Annotated in this window: 11 protein-coding genes; 7 read left to right on the top strand and 4 right to left on the bottom strand. The window is 44.8% G+C overall.

From position 1 onward, the window contains the following. Positions 1-36: 36 nt before the first annotated feature. Positions 37-744, top strand: a complete 708-nt coding sequence (locus ACRBG0_RS15305; RefSeq protein ID WP_431487737.1) for a CPBP family intramembrane glutamic endopeptidase — start codon at positions 37-39, stop codon at positions 742-744. A gap of 252 nt (positions 745-996) precedes the next feature. Here ACRBG0_RS15305 and ACRBG0_RS15300 read toward each other — a convergent pair whose 3' ends face one another. From ACRBG0_RS15300 to uvrC, 3 genes are all read right to left on the bottom strand, one after another. Continuing rightward, positions 997-3,195: a clostripain-related cysteine peptidase gene (locus ACRBG0_RS15300; RefSeq protein WP_431487736.1), complete on the bottom strand. Its 2,199-nt coding sequence runs from the start codon at positions 3,193-3,195 to the stop codon at positions 997-999. Positions 3,196-3,645: 450 nt separating this feature from the next. Beyond that, positions 3,646-4,404 carry a hypothetical protein gene (locus ACRBG0_RS15295; RefSeq protein ID WP_431487735.1) on the bottom strand — a complete coding sequence of 253 codons (759 nt, stop codon included), beginning with the start codon at positions 4,402-4,404 and terminating at the stop codon, positions 3,646-3,648. Positions 4,405-4,448: 44 nt separating this feature from the next. Continuing rightward, positions 4,449-6,254, bottom strand: a complete 1,806-nt coding sequence (gene uvrC / locus ACRBG0_RS15290) for an excinuclease ABC subunit UvrC (protein WP_431487734.1) — start codon at positions 6,252-6,254, stop codon at positions 4,449-4,451. A 324-nt stretch (positions 6,255-6,578) separates the two neighbouring features. Here uvrC and ACRBG0_RS15285 point away from each other — a divergent pair, with 324 nt between their 5' ends. After that, positions 6,579-7,118, top strand: a complete 540-nt coding sequence (locus tag ACRBG0_RS15285; protein ID WP_431487733.1) for a carboxypeptidase-like regulatory domain-containing protein — start codon at positions 6,579-6,581, stop codon at positions 7,116-7,118. Positions 7,119-7,181: 63 nt separating this feature from the next. Here the strand turns inward: ACRBG0_RS15285 and ACRBG0_RS15280 are convergent, their stop codons facing one another. Next, positions 7,182-8,192, bottom strand: coding sequence for a CHAT domain-containing protein (locus tag ACRBG0_RS15280; RefSeq protein ID WP_431487732.1), 1,011 nt, complete (start codon positions 8,190-8,192; stop codon positions 7,182-7,184). Between the two features lie 106 nt (positions 8,193-8,298). Here ACRBG0_RS15280 and manA point away from each other — a divergent pair, with 106 nt between their 5' ends. The 5 genes from manA to ACRBG0_RS15255 all read left to right on the top strand — a co-directional run bounded on the left by manA (position 8,299) and on the right by ACRBG0_RS15255 (position 14,454). Then, on the top strand, positions 8,299-9,492 hold the full coding sequence (gene manA, locus ACRBG0_RS15275) for a mannose-6-phosphate isomerase, class I (protein ID WP_431487731.1): 1,194 nt from the start codon (positions 8,299-8,301) through the stop codon (positions 9,490-9,492). Positions 9,493-9,576: 84 nt separating this feature from the next. After that, positions 9,577-10,878, top strand: coding sequence for a sensor histidine kinase (locus ACRBG0_RS15270; protein WP_431487730.1), 1,302 nt, complete (start codon positions 9,577-9,579; stop codon positions 10,876-10,878). A 39-nt stretch (positions 10,879-10,917) separates the two neighbouring features. Then, positions 10,918-12,084, top strand: a complete 1,167-nt coding sequence (locus tag ACRBG0_RS15265) for a hypothetical protein (RefSeq protein WP_431487729.1) — start codon at positions 10,918-10,920, stop codon at positions 12,082-12,084. 32 nt (positions 12,085-12,116) lie between these two features. Further along, positions 12,117-12,992 carry an AAA family ATPase gene (locus ACRBG0_RS15260; RefSeq protein ID WP_020538939.1) on the top strand — a complete coding sequence of 292 codons (876 nt, stop codon included), beginning with the start codon at positions 12,117-12,119 and terminating at the stop codon, positions 12,990-12,992. Between the two features lie 139 nt (positions 12,993-13,131). After that, the gene (locus ACRBG0_RS15255; protein ID WP_431487728.1) at positions 13,132-14,454 is read left to right on the top strand and encodes a hypothetical protein; all 1,323 of its coding nucleotides are present in this window, start codon (positions 13,132-13,134) and stop codon (positions 14,452-14,454) included. The last annotated feature ends 95 nt before the right edge of the window (positions 14,455-14,549 follow it).

Below are 14,549 nucleotides of genomic sequence, written 5' to 3'. Positions count from 1 at the left end.
TACTATATTTGTTAGTTTTGGCATTCAATCCTGTATATGTTATTGCATTGGTCAGATCATTTACTGTTTATCATTGTGGGGATCATCATTCCGTTACGAACGGTTTTGGGTACGCAACCTCAGTTAGCCAATATGCGCTTCAATACCCGCATGAAAATTCAGTTGTATTGGGGCAACAACCTCTGGCTGTGGCTGTTGTGCGGCGCAGTAGCAGGCGTGTGGTGGTTCAATGATCGCTCCTGGGAGTTGATAGGTCTGAAAAGCGAACTGCAATGGCCAACGGGTTGGCCTTTAATCGTTTTTGCTGTTTTTGCGTTGTTGTACGTTTGGGATACCATCAGCGAGGTCAATAGTCAGCAACATCGGGAGATGACGGCAGAAAACCTTCAATCAGAATTGGGCTTTCTGCCCACTACGGGCTACGAATATTTCCATTTTATCTTTTTGGCGCTTACCGCGGGGATTTGTGAAGAATTCATTTTCCGAGGTTATTTTATTCGCTATTTCCAATGCTTGCTAGGGTCGGAAGAGACCTATACGTTGGCCATCCTGCTACCAGCATTGATCTTCGGTGTAGTTCACTTTTATCAAGGCTGGCGGGCGGTTGTTAAAATCACCGCGATGGCCATTATGTTTGGCTATGTTTTTGTGCATACGGGCAGCCTGTGGGTGCTGATGATGGTACACGCAGTTATTGACCTATTAGGTGGGTTGATTGCCTGGCAGTTGTTGCGGCGGCGGTAGAGGTTCCGCTGTGCAATATCGCTATTCTTTAAAATGGCGTTTTGAGTTGGAAATTCTTGGAAGAATGCGGAGTTATGGGATAGTATGATTAATATTTATTGGACTGGCTGAATGTCTTTTGGCTCAGGAAGATTATAAGACCTATTACAAACTGGCATGAAAAAACACCCCCCGATTCCATAAGAATCGAGGGATGGATAAATTACCTTGTTTAAAGGTGGCTAACACACATTTTCATACAAATTGTAAAGCTTAGTGTTGAATTACTACTTGATCGATAAAGGTTTTACCGTCGGCAGAAAGTGAAACCGTATAGATGCCATTCGGAATGTTTTTGGTTTCTATAAAGATGCTTTGGGCCAATTCGGTTGTTAGAATTGTTTTGCCGCTAGCATCGGTCAAGGTGAGCACAAAAGTTGTTTCCAATTGATCGGGGCATACAACGTTGAACCCTTGATCAGCAGGGTTAGGGTACATCTGGATGTTGTTATCGCTAAAGTTTTCAATGGTAGCGTTGGAAATTACCTGGAAGACTTCGTCATCAAAAACGAGCGTATCATTATGAGAATGGTCCAGGATGGCGAAACCAATTTTATAATTTCCATCTTCCAATTGGTCGTACTCTAGTTGAAGGTCTTCGTTACCGTTCTCGATAGTGATGACAGCACCTGGCTTTTCGTAGAAGAACTCTTCATCCGTTACCTCGTTGAAGATCTCATAGAGTAACTGAATCTCGTCGCCAGCCTGAAGTTTGATACGTTCTTTGGGTACTACTCTTGAAGCTCCTTCTCCATTGTGTTCGTGCATAATACCCTCCAGCGTGATGTTGTATTCTTCATCAAAACGGAAGTTGATCATGATGTTCTTCTCGTCTGGCGTTTCATTGTTCAGAATAGCCGGGATGTGGATGCGGTGGAACTTCGTAATCTCACCATTCTCGTCTTCTAGTTCGTAGTCGTGGATGTCAGAAATATAGGCAGGATGGCCATTAAGACCCAGCCATTGCTCATCCCAAAAGTAATAGTATTCATCTGTGTTTTCGTCCACGTTTGCGATAGAATCCGGGAAGGTACTACCGAGTAAGATGTACTCACCGGGGTTGCCTGTAAACTCTTCGTCCAGAACGATTTGTACATGCTCAATATCACTATCGTGCTCAATCGTAAGAATGATAGTAGTCACTACTCCTCCTGTGGTAGGCCCTCCTAGAAAAGAAGATGGAGATTCACTCATCATGAAACCTCCTGGCGCACTATCATCTGAAGTAATGAAAGGAATGTAGTCGTCAAGTATGAAATTCTTTAATGGAGTAGCGATATTCAGGGGAGTGTATACATCATTGATGACGTATTCTAACTCTCCTTCGCTGCTCAGCACGTTGTGAGGGAAATAGACCGTCATCCCACTTGCTTTAGGCCGCCCGGAGTCATTGATACTATGAATCACGGTACTATCGAGGGCTGTCATTACTTCGGTAGCTTCTGCGTCAAGGCTGGAGTCAAAGTTTTTAATGTGCTTCAATAAATCGCCTAAGTCAACAACGTCGCTTGATGTTGCAGGAACCTGAGCTGATTTGCCGTACTCCTCTGTGGCTGATACTGATCTTTGGAGCGCGTCTTCCTTGTCCTCTGTTCCGATTTTATCCAGTAGAAGTTGAAGTTTGGTTTCTAAGTTCGAAATTTGCCCAAGGTCCGTAAGGCTGAGTGTTACGCCAGTGCTCCAGGTTTCTTCATCAATGGCGTGTTGTTGGTAGCTGTCGACGATGATGGTGCCGATTTCATCACCATACAGTGCTTCGCCACTTTCCATGGCTTCGATGATAGGCTTATAGTTCCAGCCGTGTCCAGGCTCTGTTTCTTCTGAACCGACGTAGAAATAGGCGTAATCCTTAAGCATACTCTGTACTTCGAGGGAAGCCATCAAGCAGGCGTCAAACCCGATCACATCAAACTTGTTGCCTTCGGTGATAAAGGTACTCTGACCAATGGATTGTTGGATTTGATTGATAGAAAGATGATCCTCTGTACCATCCACCCAGCCGTAGCCTCTCAGCTCTCCGCCGTGATTCCAGAAATCGAGCATGTAACTCTGAGCAGGGTAATTGGCAATACCCCAGTTGATAAATTCAACGACATTGTCGGGGTTAGCCATGTCTTCGCTGGTCGGCTGAAAATCAAGTTCCGTTTGTTGACCATCGGCAATCAGGAAGCTTCTTGGTGTTTCCCAGCCGGGTTTGTTAGCACCGCCTGTGAGAAGTACCACGTTAACGTAATCGGTATAAGTCGCTCCGGCAATCATCTCTGCAATATCAGTCGAAGCTGCATCGCTTCCTGATTCAAGATCAGAACCGACGATATAAACCAATAAGGTCCAATCCTTTTCTTCCTGAGCTGTTGCTGTAGGCAAAGCCGCCAGCATTAAAAATCCAATGAGTAAATAGATAAGTTTCATAATGGTTAATTGTTTTGAAAAAAAGATAGGCGTAGGATTAGAGCTGGTTTGGGATTTGCTAAGCCTGAAAACCAATACTTTAGAAACCTGTCGTCGCTCAAAATAACGTACTTGACTCGCCAAGCGCGCAGTTTTGAGTTCTAAGTCGTTGATTTTTAGATTAAAACGACCACAAGTAAGCTCTAATAGCCTTGTTGCCGTCCAAATCTAGATATAGAATTTGGCAGCCAAGGAAAAGAAAGTGGGGACAGATGGGGGGACAATCAAGAAGCTGTTGATTAACAGTTTCTTAAATCCGATGGATTTTAGGTATATCTTAAGTCGATATGTGTTTTACAGGGATTGCCAAGGTGGCATTACATGAATGTGATCAGAAATGAATGTCAGGCCCCTGCGCTGTGGGGGGCAATGTTTGTGGTTTTTTTGATGTTGATTATCCGTCGATCAGGTCTATTTACTCACCTTGCAATATTCTTCCGTGCGACTAATGTTGTGAATAACAAGATTGCTGTTTTTTTGAATAACAAATTCACTGAGCCCTACATTGGTTTTGTTTTTCCGGTTCCAATCGTAGGTGTAGCCGAGTTCTGTCCAAGGGTAATTCTTGTTCCAGTCTGGATTGTAATAAGAGGCTAAGCGTAAATCATTGATCCATTTTTTATGGTCTTCACTAACATCGGCAGGGAAGGCTAAGTCACAGGAACCATCTGTTATTTCCGGATCGGGGCAGGGACGGAAGAGGTCTTTGGGTTGCACCCAAAATTCAACAAAATACTGCTTTTTAGTATCAGGAGGTAGACCTAATAATTGCTTCAGCCGTAAATCCAATCCTTCTCTGCGCCCAAAAGCAGGCGTTTGGCATAGCTGTTGAAGTTGAGGTGCGAGCGTTACCCAGATAGGGTAGTTTCCTGTATTGTAGTAGCCCGTAGAGGGGTTGGGGACGTAATAAGTGGTGTCGTTTTGCCAAGTAGAAACCAGGATGTATTTAATTCCATTGATGGTTTTCTGGACAAGGGCATCGTTGGTGGGGATAACTTGCGTCAGCGTTTGAGAAATCTCCCAAGGTTGAGGTTTTGCGGCATCACCAACGACGTCGGAATAAATCTTTTGAACTTTTACTTCATCGTAATCCTTGGTCAAAAGGCGGGGCGAACAACTGACAGTAGCCACTACAGCCAGAACAAAGAGCAGTCGGGTAAGAGTTTGCATAATGTGTTTTAGGTTTTAACTGGAATGCTTGAATTTAATAAAAATTAGCTGTTTTCTTTCCAATAATCCAATAACTTCTTTGCCACATTGAGATTGGTAACATTCGCAATCTCTGAAGCGCGGGCTTCTTGTACTTTTTTCAATGACCCAAAATGAATGAGGAGTTTTTCGGCTGTCTTTTCACCAATGCCGGGGATGTTTGTTAGTCCGCTCTTGGTGAAATTTTGGGATCGCTTGTCTCTGTGAAAAGTGATCGCAAAGCGGTGGGCCTCATTACGGGCGTGCTGAATGACCTTAAGGCTCTCCGATTTTTTATTGATTAATAGAGGGACCGAATCATTGGGGAAGAAGATCTCTTCGAGCTTTTTGGCAATGCCGACTACCGTAATTTTGCCTTCCAGGCCTAGTTTGGTAATACTTTTCATGGCAGAACTTAATTGGCCTTTACCACCGTCTACGATGATCAATTGGGGGAGGGGCTGCTCTTCGTCGAGTAAGCGCTTATAACGACGATAGACAACTTCCTCCATACTCGCAAAGTCATCAGGTCCTACAACGGTTTTGATGTTGAATTTGCGGTAGTCTTTCTTGCTGGGTTTACCATTTTTGAATACCACACAAGCGGCCACGGGGTTAGTTCCCTGAATGTTAGAGTTGTCAAAACATTCGAGGTGAAAAGGCACCTGATCCATTTGCAGGTCTTCCTGCATGGTTTTTAGGATTCTCTCTGTTGGGGTTTGTTTGGTAGCGTAGGTGGCTGCTTGCTTGCGTTTTTGCAATAGGTAGTAATGGACATTTTTTTCGCTGAGCTCCAGTAGTTTTTTCTTGTCGCCAATTTTGGGAACAACTACGGTAGCCTCCGTATCGGGAATTTCAATCTCAGCGCTGAGGATGATTTCCGGAGCGATACTATTGAAGCGTTCCCGGAGGCGAGGGATCACAAATTGGAGCAAATCTTCCTCTTCGTCATCCAAATTGGGGATCAATTCCTGGGTGTGGGTATGGATGATTGCGCCATTTACTACTTTTAGGTAGTTGACATAGGCTTCTTTTTCGTCAATAGCCAGGCTGAAAATATCAACATCACGAATAGTGGTGCTGACCACCGTGCTTTTTGCCTGATAGTCTTCAAAAGCAGTGAGGCGTTCTTTGAGCCTTTGGGCAAACTCAAATTCGAGGTTTTCGGCATGTTGCTGCATTTTGTCCGTAAAATGCTGTTTTACCGGTCCGAAATTACCTTTGAGGATGTTCTTGATCTGATCAATCTTCTCGTTGTAGTCTTCTTCGGATTCCAGCCCTTCACAGGCCCCCATACAATTTTTGATATGGTATTCCAGGCACACTTTTACTTTACCTGCTTCAATGTTTTTTTCACTGAGGTTGAAGGTGCAAGTGCGTAGCGGAAACAACTGCTTGATGAGGTCAAAGATGATTTTGATCTTTCCTTTGCTGGTGTAAGGGCCAAAGTAAGTGCTACCGTCACGGATAACTGTTCTGGTAAAAAACACCCTGGGGAAACGCTCCTTTTTGATGCAGATGTAGCTGTAAGTCTTGCCATCTTTGAGCATCACATTGTAGCGCGGCTGGTACTGTTTGATCAATGCGCTTTCCAGGAGCAGCGCGTCTGTTTCTGTTTCAACAACGGTAAATTCCAGCCGAGAAGCGTTTTTTACCATGATCCGGGTACGATGTATCCGGTCCTTACGGTCTCCGAAATAATCCGCGGTACGGCTCCGCAAGCTTTTGGCCTTCCCTACATAAAGGATGTTGTTCTCACTGTCAATAAAGCGGTAAACTCCCGGTTGTTTGGGGATGGTGTCGGCAATGGCTTGGTAGTCTTCAGTGATCATTAATCAGGTAGGCAATAGTTAGGAACAGCACAAAAACAAGTTGAGTCTTCGTTTTTTAAAAAAGGTGGCAAAGCGGTTCATTTTAAGTGTGTCAACTATTTGAAAAACTTCAAAGACCACGAAGTAGACGCGAAGCGAACGCTCAACTTGTTTTTTGCGCAATATTACGTTAATAATAAAACAAATGATTGGGAAAAAGTTGAGACAGACAGGAAAATTAGTTTACAAAGGTATCAGCCTCCTGACTTATGGCTGCTATTGGTGGCAAAAGTATTATAAAAAGAAAGACCTTAACTTTTCATTGAAGTTTTCAAGATACTAATGATGCGATTACTATTCCTGCTTTTCTTTTTTGGGCTATTTGTAGGGGGCTTATGGGCGCAATCCTCCGAAATTTTTGGAGAGATAAAAGAAGCTGAAACGGGTGAAAACATTCTTTTCGGTAGTGTTGACCTCTATCAAGATGGGCTGCTGAAGTCAGGTACTGAAACTGATTTTGATGGAAACTATGTATTTAGTAATGTAACTGCTGGTGTATATGTTTTGCAAGCTAGTTATTTAGGGTTTCAAACGACGAAGGTCGTTGACATCACCGTCTCGCCAGGAAAGAGAATCAAGGTTAACATCGTTTTAGAAAAGGAGACCGATAGCGGGCAAGCGCCCTTTGTTGTCGTATATGAGCCTTCAGAAGTGACAAATATTTCTGACAACGGAGAACTGACATCGGAACAAATCAGAGCTTTACCAACGCGGCAAATTAAGGGTTGGGGGAATTCAAGTAGTAGGGAGCTTGAGAATAAGGCGCAAAAAGAGGAGACTTTACCAGAAGAAGGCGTTTCTATGGAGCCAGCAATACAATTGTGATATCAATACTCTAAGACTGAAAGAGGAGTAGGTTGAATAATCTAGTAAACCATCTAATAATTCCTACCATTCCACCTTCACCCCATTCTTATAAAGCAGGAAGCGATCTTCGGGTTCATTGAAAGCAAGTGCTTGGTTGATACCAAAATCAACAGCACCTTCGATATCCATGCCCTGAGCAATGCCAAAGTAGAAGCCCGATGCGAAAGCGGTAGCGGCTTTGTCGCCAACACTCCAGCTAGTCCCTACTACATAGGGAACAATTTGGGAGATAGCTTCGGCTTGCTGACTAGAATGACAGGCGTTAAAAACAACGGCTTTGATAGGTATATTCTGCCGCTTCACCATGCTCTTGAAAGTACGCTTGAGGAAGGTTGTATTTACGAAATGAGCGTGGCGTTTGTCTTCATCCAGCAAGAAAATACCGGATTCTTCTTCTTGTTTAGCTGCTGATTTTGCAGTGGTATCCTTTCTTCCTGCCCGACTTTCCTGGATCATGCTCTGCACCTCAGGGGCTTTACGGTCACCGTGGCCGGAAAAGTGAACGATATCTGGCTTTTCCAAAAAAAGGTATTCTGCAAATTCGGAAGGCGTAACGGCCTGTCTGAATTTTAAGGGGAATTTTTCGGGCTCTAATGCTTCTTGTAGGCGTGCAGAAACACGGCTATGCTCGGTAGTGAGCTGCAACTTAGCGGTATCAGAGGGGTTAGAAGCCAGGAACAAAATCTTGGTGATGCCATCATCAACTGCTGCATCAGGCACAGGGTTAGCCGGGGGAGGAGCAGGTATTGCTACTGGCTCAGCAGAACCACCTGTGGTGGTAGCTTGATCACTCAGGCCAGATAAAAGGCCGAGTAAACTGTGGGTAAGCTGTGCTTCTTCTTTACGGAAATCATCATCATCGATGATACCGATCATTTTATTTTTTTTGTTGGTATTATACCTGCTTTGGAAGATGGTAATGGTTGTGCTATTATCTGTATCGTTGGCTACTGCTGGTAATTCAGCGGTAGCATTGATGGCACGGCCTAGTTTAGCGTTTCGGAGTAAATCCTTTATTTGCGGTATCGTCATTTTATTATTATCTATGGGCTGGAAAACAATGATACCAAGTTTTATCTTTTTTTCAGGTATCTCAACTTGACTTTCTACACTTTTATAATAAATGGTTTGATTGGAAATGAAAGAAAATCACATCTACAAACTTCGTGGCATTGTCCAGCATTACCAGTGGGGTGGAACGGATTTTTTACCCAGATTGTTACATGAAACCAACGAAGATAATGAACCTTGGGCCGAATACTGGATGGGCGTTCACCCCAAAGGAACCGCTAAAGTATTAACAGAAAAAGGCACAAAGGATTTGTCGCTTCTGCTCCAAGAGCATCCCGAATTTTTAGGAGAAGAAGTAAGAAAGACTTTTGGTGAACTGCCTTTTCTTTTTAAAGTTCTTGACGTAAAGGAGATGCTCTCTATCCAGTTGCATCCTACGCGCGAGGTAGCCGTTGAACGTTTTGAAAAGGAAGAAGCGGCAGGCATACCGCTCTTGGCGGCGCATCGAAATTATAAGGACAAAAACCATAAACCAGAGGTTATGGTTGCTTTGACCGATTTTTGGCTTCTCCATGGCTTTCGGCACAGGGATGCTAGTGAAAAATCATTACATACCCTACCGGGTTGGGACAAACTGGTTCCAGAAGTAGCGGCTAAAGGAGTACCTGGTTTATACGAAAAAGTGATGGCGGCTACAGAGGAAGAGGTTTTCTCTTTATTGGAACCATTGTACCATCACCTAAATGAAAAGCAGGAAGAACTTACGCCTAGTCATGCTGACTATTGGGCCTGGCAAGCTTTTTTGCAATACAGTAATGAAGGACATCACGATCGAGGTATCTTCTCTATCTATTGGTTCAATTTGGTGTATCTGGCCGAGGGGGAAGGTATCTTCCAAGACGCCGGGATTCCTCATGCTTATTTACGGGGCGTGAACGTCGAATTAATGGCAAATAGTGACAATGTGCTACGTGGAGGCCTCACGCCAAAGCATATTGATGTACCTGAACTACTCGACAATATTAACTTCGAAGCAGTTGTACCTCAAATATTACTTGGTGAGGAGGATCATCAAAAGGGACTTGGCTATCCGGTGCCGGTGCCAGATTTTACATTGAAGCAGTGCCGTTTGGCAAAAGGAGAAATTGCTACTGGAATGGAAAATGGCCCGCGAATTTTATTGGTAATCAGCGGAAAAGCAAGCTTAAATGGGCAGTTTTTTCAACAGGGAGAGGTGGCTTTTATCCCCGCAGGAGTAAGACTTGATTGTATGAATTCGGAAGAGAGGGATGTACATTTTTTCGTTGCTGGTGTATATTGAAGTATGAATAGATGATTGAATGTTAATTGGTTTTATATCTTTTTTATTATTACCTTTATTTAGCACCCTTTTGTAATACCAGGCATGACAATTGATTATCAGCAACGTTATAAGCTAGAACTAGCTCATAAAACCCTGAATTGGGGTAAGTACATTGCATTTATAGCAATTGTGTTTATCGTCTTGTTTTATTTTGGGGATATATATGATCTCCAATTAAAAAATACATTGCCCTGGCGACTCTTAGGACTTGCTGGCCCAGTGCTCTACTTGTGCTCTCGCATACTTGTTCCTCTTCAAGATAAGGTGGTGTTTTTCTACAGCTTGATGATGTTGCTAATCATTGCGATGATGTCCATAATGGCTGCCCAGATTTTTATTGATCCTGATGCAACTGATAGGCAGTTGTTTGCAATAACAACAGGATACACGACCGTCTGGGTATTGATTGCTGTAATTGCTTTTGGTGGCCGTAGGCCAATCAGTTTTGTGGGGGGAGGAATATTGATTTTGACCTTGCTGGTTAGTTATTCATTAGGAAATATAACCACCGGAATTGGGTATATTTTATCCATGCTTATGGCTGGTATTATTGCGATCATCTTGATGATGCTTCAAGCCAGGTATGACCGTGAGCGTGCGTTTAGTGTTTATGCCTTAGAGGATAGCAGGGATACTATTAAAAAACAGGCAGAGGACTTGCAGCTTGCCAACGATAACATGATGACATTCACAAGGGCGATGTCTCATGATTTGCAAAGCCCACTCAGAAGTGTTCGCTCTTTTCTGGATTTATACGAACAGCGTAGTAAAAAGAGACTTCCTGAAGACACTCAGGAGTATCTCGATCTTGCTCGGCATTATTTAGAAAGAGGGCAAGCCGTGGTTAGTGACCTTTTGACCTATTCAAAAATAGGTAAAGACCCCATCGTAAAAAGCTCCGTAGATTTAGCTGGTTTGAGTGAAGAAATCGTAACAGAAGTTACGGCGGCGCTTGATGATAAAGAGAAGTTTACTTTTGATTACCAATTGGAAGATCCTGTTCTCGCTGCTGATGAAAAACTATTGTGGCATGTTTTACAAAACTTAATCAGTAATGCGATTAAGTTTTCTCAAAAAACAGATTCACCGGTGATCATTATCCGATCAAACCGGGTAGGCACTGAAACCATCCTTGAAATTAAAGACAATGGTGTAGGCTTTGATCAAGATTTCAGCACCGAATTAGGCAAGCCTTTTACCCGACTGCATGGCAGTGAATTCAGTGGAACAGGCATTGGTCTATCTATTGTTCGCCAAGTCATGGAGTTGCACTCTGGCCGGTTTTGGGCGACCAGTAAACCAGGGGAAGGGGCGAGTTTTTTCTGTGCTTTTCCAAATGAATAAAGGCTGTAATTCGCTTTCTTCTTAGCCAACCGGAATATTATGAAGTCCTATTTACTATTAGCGCTAATTCTATTTGCGGGTATTCTCAGTAATGCCCAAAACTGGGCTCCTGCACATTGGCAAACTACAACCGGACAGTTAGATAGTGGGGAAGTTAAGGTTCCAAAAATAATGCTGACCAAAGCCTGGCAGATCAGGTATCGTTCACAAACGGGTATTCCCCTGGAAGGAGAGAATATAGATTGGCTGGTGACCAATGGAGATACGCTATTTTATCGTGATCACCATGATATTGGAACCAGCACGTTGTACCAGCAAGTGGTAGGAGGGGAAGTTGACCTTTATCATGGGGTCGCTCGTAAGGGCGCATTTGATTGGCAACTACATTCGTCTCTTGGGTATAAGCAAGTCGACCTTTTTGATGTTCCTGCTCAAATGAGGGCTATGGTAGGGGATGAATGTCCAAATTTTGAACTAAAGTCTAAGGATAAACCAACTACTTACAATTTACTATTAGCCACAGAGGAAATTAATCATTGTTTAGAACCAGATGCTCTTCGATATTCCTTTTTGGGAAAGCCTTTTAAGTGGCGACTTAATTTTGGTTTGATAACTCCCATTAACCTGATTAATCAATCTGATAACCTGGGGGCTTATTGGGGCATTCGTGTTGCGACTGAACGCAATTTTCGCCGCTTGTTTAATGGCTTCCATCTTACGGCAGGTTTGCAGCCTTATTACTATCGGCAAACCTCTAACTTGACTTTGGGGCCATTGAATGGAACTTACGCGCAGGAATGGGAGATGAGTGCTCTTCAAACCAATATAGGTGGCAAACTAGAACCCTTTCCCACCTTTCGCGTTTCCCCTTTTGCAGAACTAGGTTTCGGTATGGTTATTCCTTTCTCACACCAACGATATGCTATTTTGAAAGAAGGGGAACCTCAAAGCCCGGGATACCCCATTGTAAGTAGTGTTAAAGGCGGAATGAAGACCAGCTACGGCATCTATTGGGCCTACGGAATAAAGGCCAAGTACAATGAAAAGTGGGCTGTTTTGCTACAGATCTCCAGAGACGGAATGTTTGTAGATGTTGATTACGGCGACTTGTCGGGAGGTAGCCGGAGTTTGTTTTTTAATCAGGATAATGCCCTGCTCATTGGGGAATGGCAACGCTGGGAGTTACTTTTGCAACGACAATTTTAGGCTCAACTTATTTTGTGTAATACAACGATCTTATGGCACTGACTTCCTTATGGACAGGATCTGAAAACTATTTATGCGATGCGGAACTGGCCCAGGCTTTTCACATGGCCAGAGTGCTGGGGATGCCATTGCTCATTGAAGGCGAACCCGGAACAGGCAAAACAGAGCTTCCATTGCAATACGCAAAAGAACAGGGCTTGGAGCTGTTTGTTTTTCCTGTAGGCTCCAAGAGTACGGTCGAGCAGTTTGTCGCCAACTTTGACCATGTACGCTATTTACGTGACTCTCAGGTAGAAGTGCTCAATGCGCAACGCGAAGAGAAAGGATTGGAACCCCTCAGCAGCAGTGGCCGAATGACCGAAAACCTCGATGATTACGTACAGCTAGGGCCGGGGGCTAAAGCTTACCTTAAACCCCACTCGGTTTTGCTGATTGACGAAATAGACAAAGCGCCCCGTGAATTTCCCAATGATTTGCTTTATGCCCTGAGCCACCGCGCATTCATCCTCCCAGAGTCCGGCCGTACCATCGAGGTGTCAGAAACGGATATGCCAGCTGTGGTGATCACAAGTAACCGAGAGCAGGAGCTACCCACGGCGTTCAAAGGGCGCTGTATCTACCACTACATCCGCTTTCCAGAACCCGCTACCATGCGCCAAATTATCGCCAAACACTTCACTAAACTGGAACCTCAACTATTGGACAGGTGCCTCGACTTGTTTTATCAACTCCGCGAAATGGGCCTGGAACGAGCCCCCTCCACCCGAGAACTCCTCAACTGGATCAAATACCTCCAAGCATTCTCTCCCGAAGAAGCACAGTCGCGAATACAAGAACGTAGCGGCATGGGAGTCCTCGTAAAAACCCAAAAGGATATGGAAAAGGTCTTACGCCTCTACGGGAAATAATTTTCAAGTCGAAGGTCGGAAGTGGGAATTCGGAAGTATTTGAATGACATAAATTTGAGTACCAACCAAATATTTCCCACTTCGGACCTCCCACTTCCGACTTGAAACGATCCAACCATCTAACCATCCAACCGATCCTATGTTCTCTACCCTCCCACATACCTTCCGCGAGCACGGCCTACAGGCAGATGTACGTACGCTCTTGCTGCTCCGCAAAAGCCTGGAGCGAGGATTGGTGCGCACATTAGGAGATTTATACCTGGTGCTAAAAGGTTTGGTGACCAATGACCCCAAGGATTACGGCCCTTTCTCCGAAGCTTTTTACGCCTATTTTCTGACCATCGACTTCCAGCCGGGAGAAAAACTAGAGCAAGCCATCCAGCGCTCCCGCGTATATCAAGAATGGCTGGAACGCGAAGACCTCCTGGACGAAGAGACTGACGAAGATCTAGTAGACCGCTTTCTGAACGAGATCCATATGAGTAGCTATGATATTCAGCAGATGCTGGATGGCGAAGCTATTTTCAGAGAAAATAACCCCGATTTGGCTGATACCGATGACCTTCCTGATGAAGAAGGTATGGCCGATACCGACGACAGCCCCATCCAGCAAGGAGCCGATTATAGCAATATGTCCTTGGAAGAATTGCTGGAACGAATGCGGCAGATCGCCGAGCAGCAGAAAACCCAGCATCGAGGAGGTAGCCATTGGATAGGGCAGGGGGGCATGTCGCCCTACGGGCACGGAGGCGCAGCTGCCGGAGGTATTCGCCTAGGAGGCCCCGGAGGCGGAAAAATGGCCCGCAAAGTCATCGGCGACCGCCAATATTACCCCGTCGATCGCAAAATGCCCCTCCAGGATGACAATATCGATGTTGCTCTCTCCTTTTTGAAGGGCATCGAAGAAGAATCAGCCCAAAGCATCCTCGATATACCCGAGACCGTCCGCGAAGGTGTGCGCCAAGGAGGGCTATTCCTACCCGTACAAAAAGACAAAAAAGAACAAAAACTCCAAGCCATCCTCATGGTCGACAACGGTGGCCGCTCCATGACCCCCTACGTGCGGATGATCCTTAAGCTGTTTTCCAAAATGAAACGTCGTTTTGCCCACGACCTCAAAACCTACTACTTCCACAACACCATCTACGGTGGCGCTTATACCGACCCCGCCCGCCGCAACTTCGAACCCATCGACAAGATTTTGGCCAATGCCAAAGACTATCAGGTTTTCGTTATCGGTGATGCCGACATGGCCCCTTACGAACTCTCTCAGTCCAGCATCGCCCAGTGGCAGTCCATCCACGCCCGTTTCCCTCGCGCCGTCTGGCTCAACCCCCTCCGCGAGCGTTATTGGGAGTACGCCTTCACCGTCAGCATTATCAAAAGCTTCTTCCCCATGTATCCCCTCACTGTAGGGGGCTTGGAAAAGGCCGTCCTTTACCTCAATCAGACAAAAGTTTAGCAAGCGGCATTATGGCTTTTTTGGGGCCGTGCCGGTATTCGCGTTGCTGTGCAAACGCTCCTACGGCACCAGGCTATTCGGTCGCTATCGCTTCC

It is taken from the genome of Lewinella sp. (assembly GCF_050633125.1).
Lineage (GTDB): Bacteria > Bacteroidota > Bacteroidia > Chitinophagales > Saprospiraceae > Lewinella.
Note: the sequence above shows the minus strand (reverse complement) of the source record. Positions and strands in the feature narration are given on the sequence as shown.

What these genes read in the sequence shown, in the direction of transcription:
- ACRBG0_RS15305 (WP_431487737.1), top strand. Translation starts at nt 37, where the DNA reads ATGTTATTGCATTGGTCAGATCATTTACTGTTTATCATTGTGGGGATC.
- ACRBG0_RS15300 (WP_431487736.1), bottom strand. Translation starts at nt 3,195, where the DNA reads ATGAAACTTATCTATTTACTCATTGGATTTTTAATGCTGGCGGCTTTG.
- ACRBG0_RS15295 (WP_431487735.1), bottom strand. Translation starts at nt 4,404, where the DNA reads ATGCAAACTCTTACCCGACTGCTCTTTGTTCTGGCTGTAGTGGCTACT.
- uvrC (WP_431487734.1), bottom strand. Translation starts at nt 6,254, where the DNA reads ATGATCACTGAAGACTACCAAGCCATTGCCGACACCATCCCCAAACAA.
- ACRBG0_RS15285 (WP_431487733.1), top strand. Translation starts at nt 6,579, where the DNA reads ATGCGATTACTATTCCTGCTTTTCTTTTTTGGGCTATTTGTAGGGGGC.
- ACRBG0_RS15280 (WP_431487732.1), bottom strand. Translation starts at nt 8,192, where the DNA reads ATGACGATACCGCAAATAAAGGATTTACTCCGAAACGCTAAACTAGGC.
- manA (WP_431487731.1), top strand. Translation starts at nt 8,299, where the DNA reads ATGAAAGAAAATCACATCTACAAACTTCGTGGCATTGTCCAGCATTAC.
- ACRBG0_RS15270 (WP_431487730.1), top strand. Translation starts at nt 9,577, where the DNA reads ATGACAATTGATTATCAGCAACGTTATAAGCTAGAACTAGCTCATAAA.
- ACRBG0_RS15265 (WP_431487729.1), top strand. Translation starts at nt 10,918, where the DNA reads ATGAAGTCCTATTTACTATTAGCGCTAATTCTATTTGCGGGTATTCTC.
- ACRBG0_RS15260 (WP_020538939.1), top strand. Translation starts at nt 12,117, where the DNA reads ATGGCACTGACTTCCTTATGGACAGGATCTGAAAACTATTTATGCGAT.
- ACRBG0_RS15255 (WP_431487728.1), top strand. Translation starts at nt 13,132, where the DNA reads ATGTTCTCTACCCTCCCACATACCTTCCGCGAGCACGGCCTACAGGCA.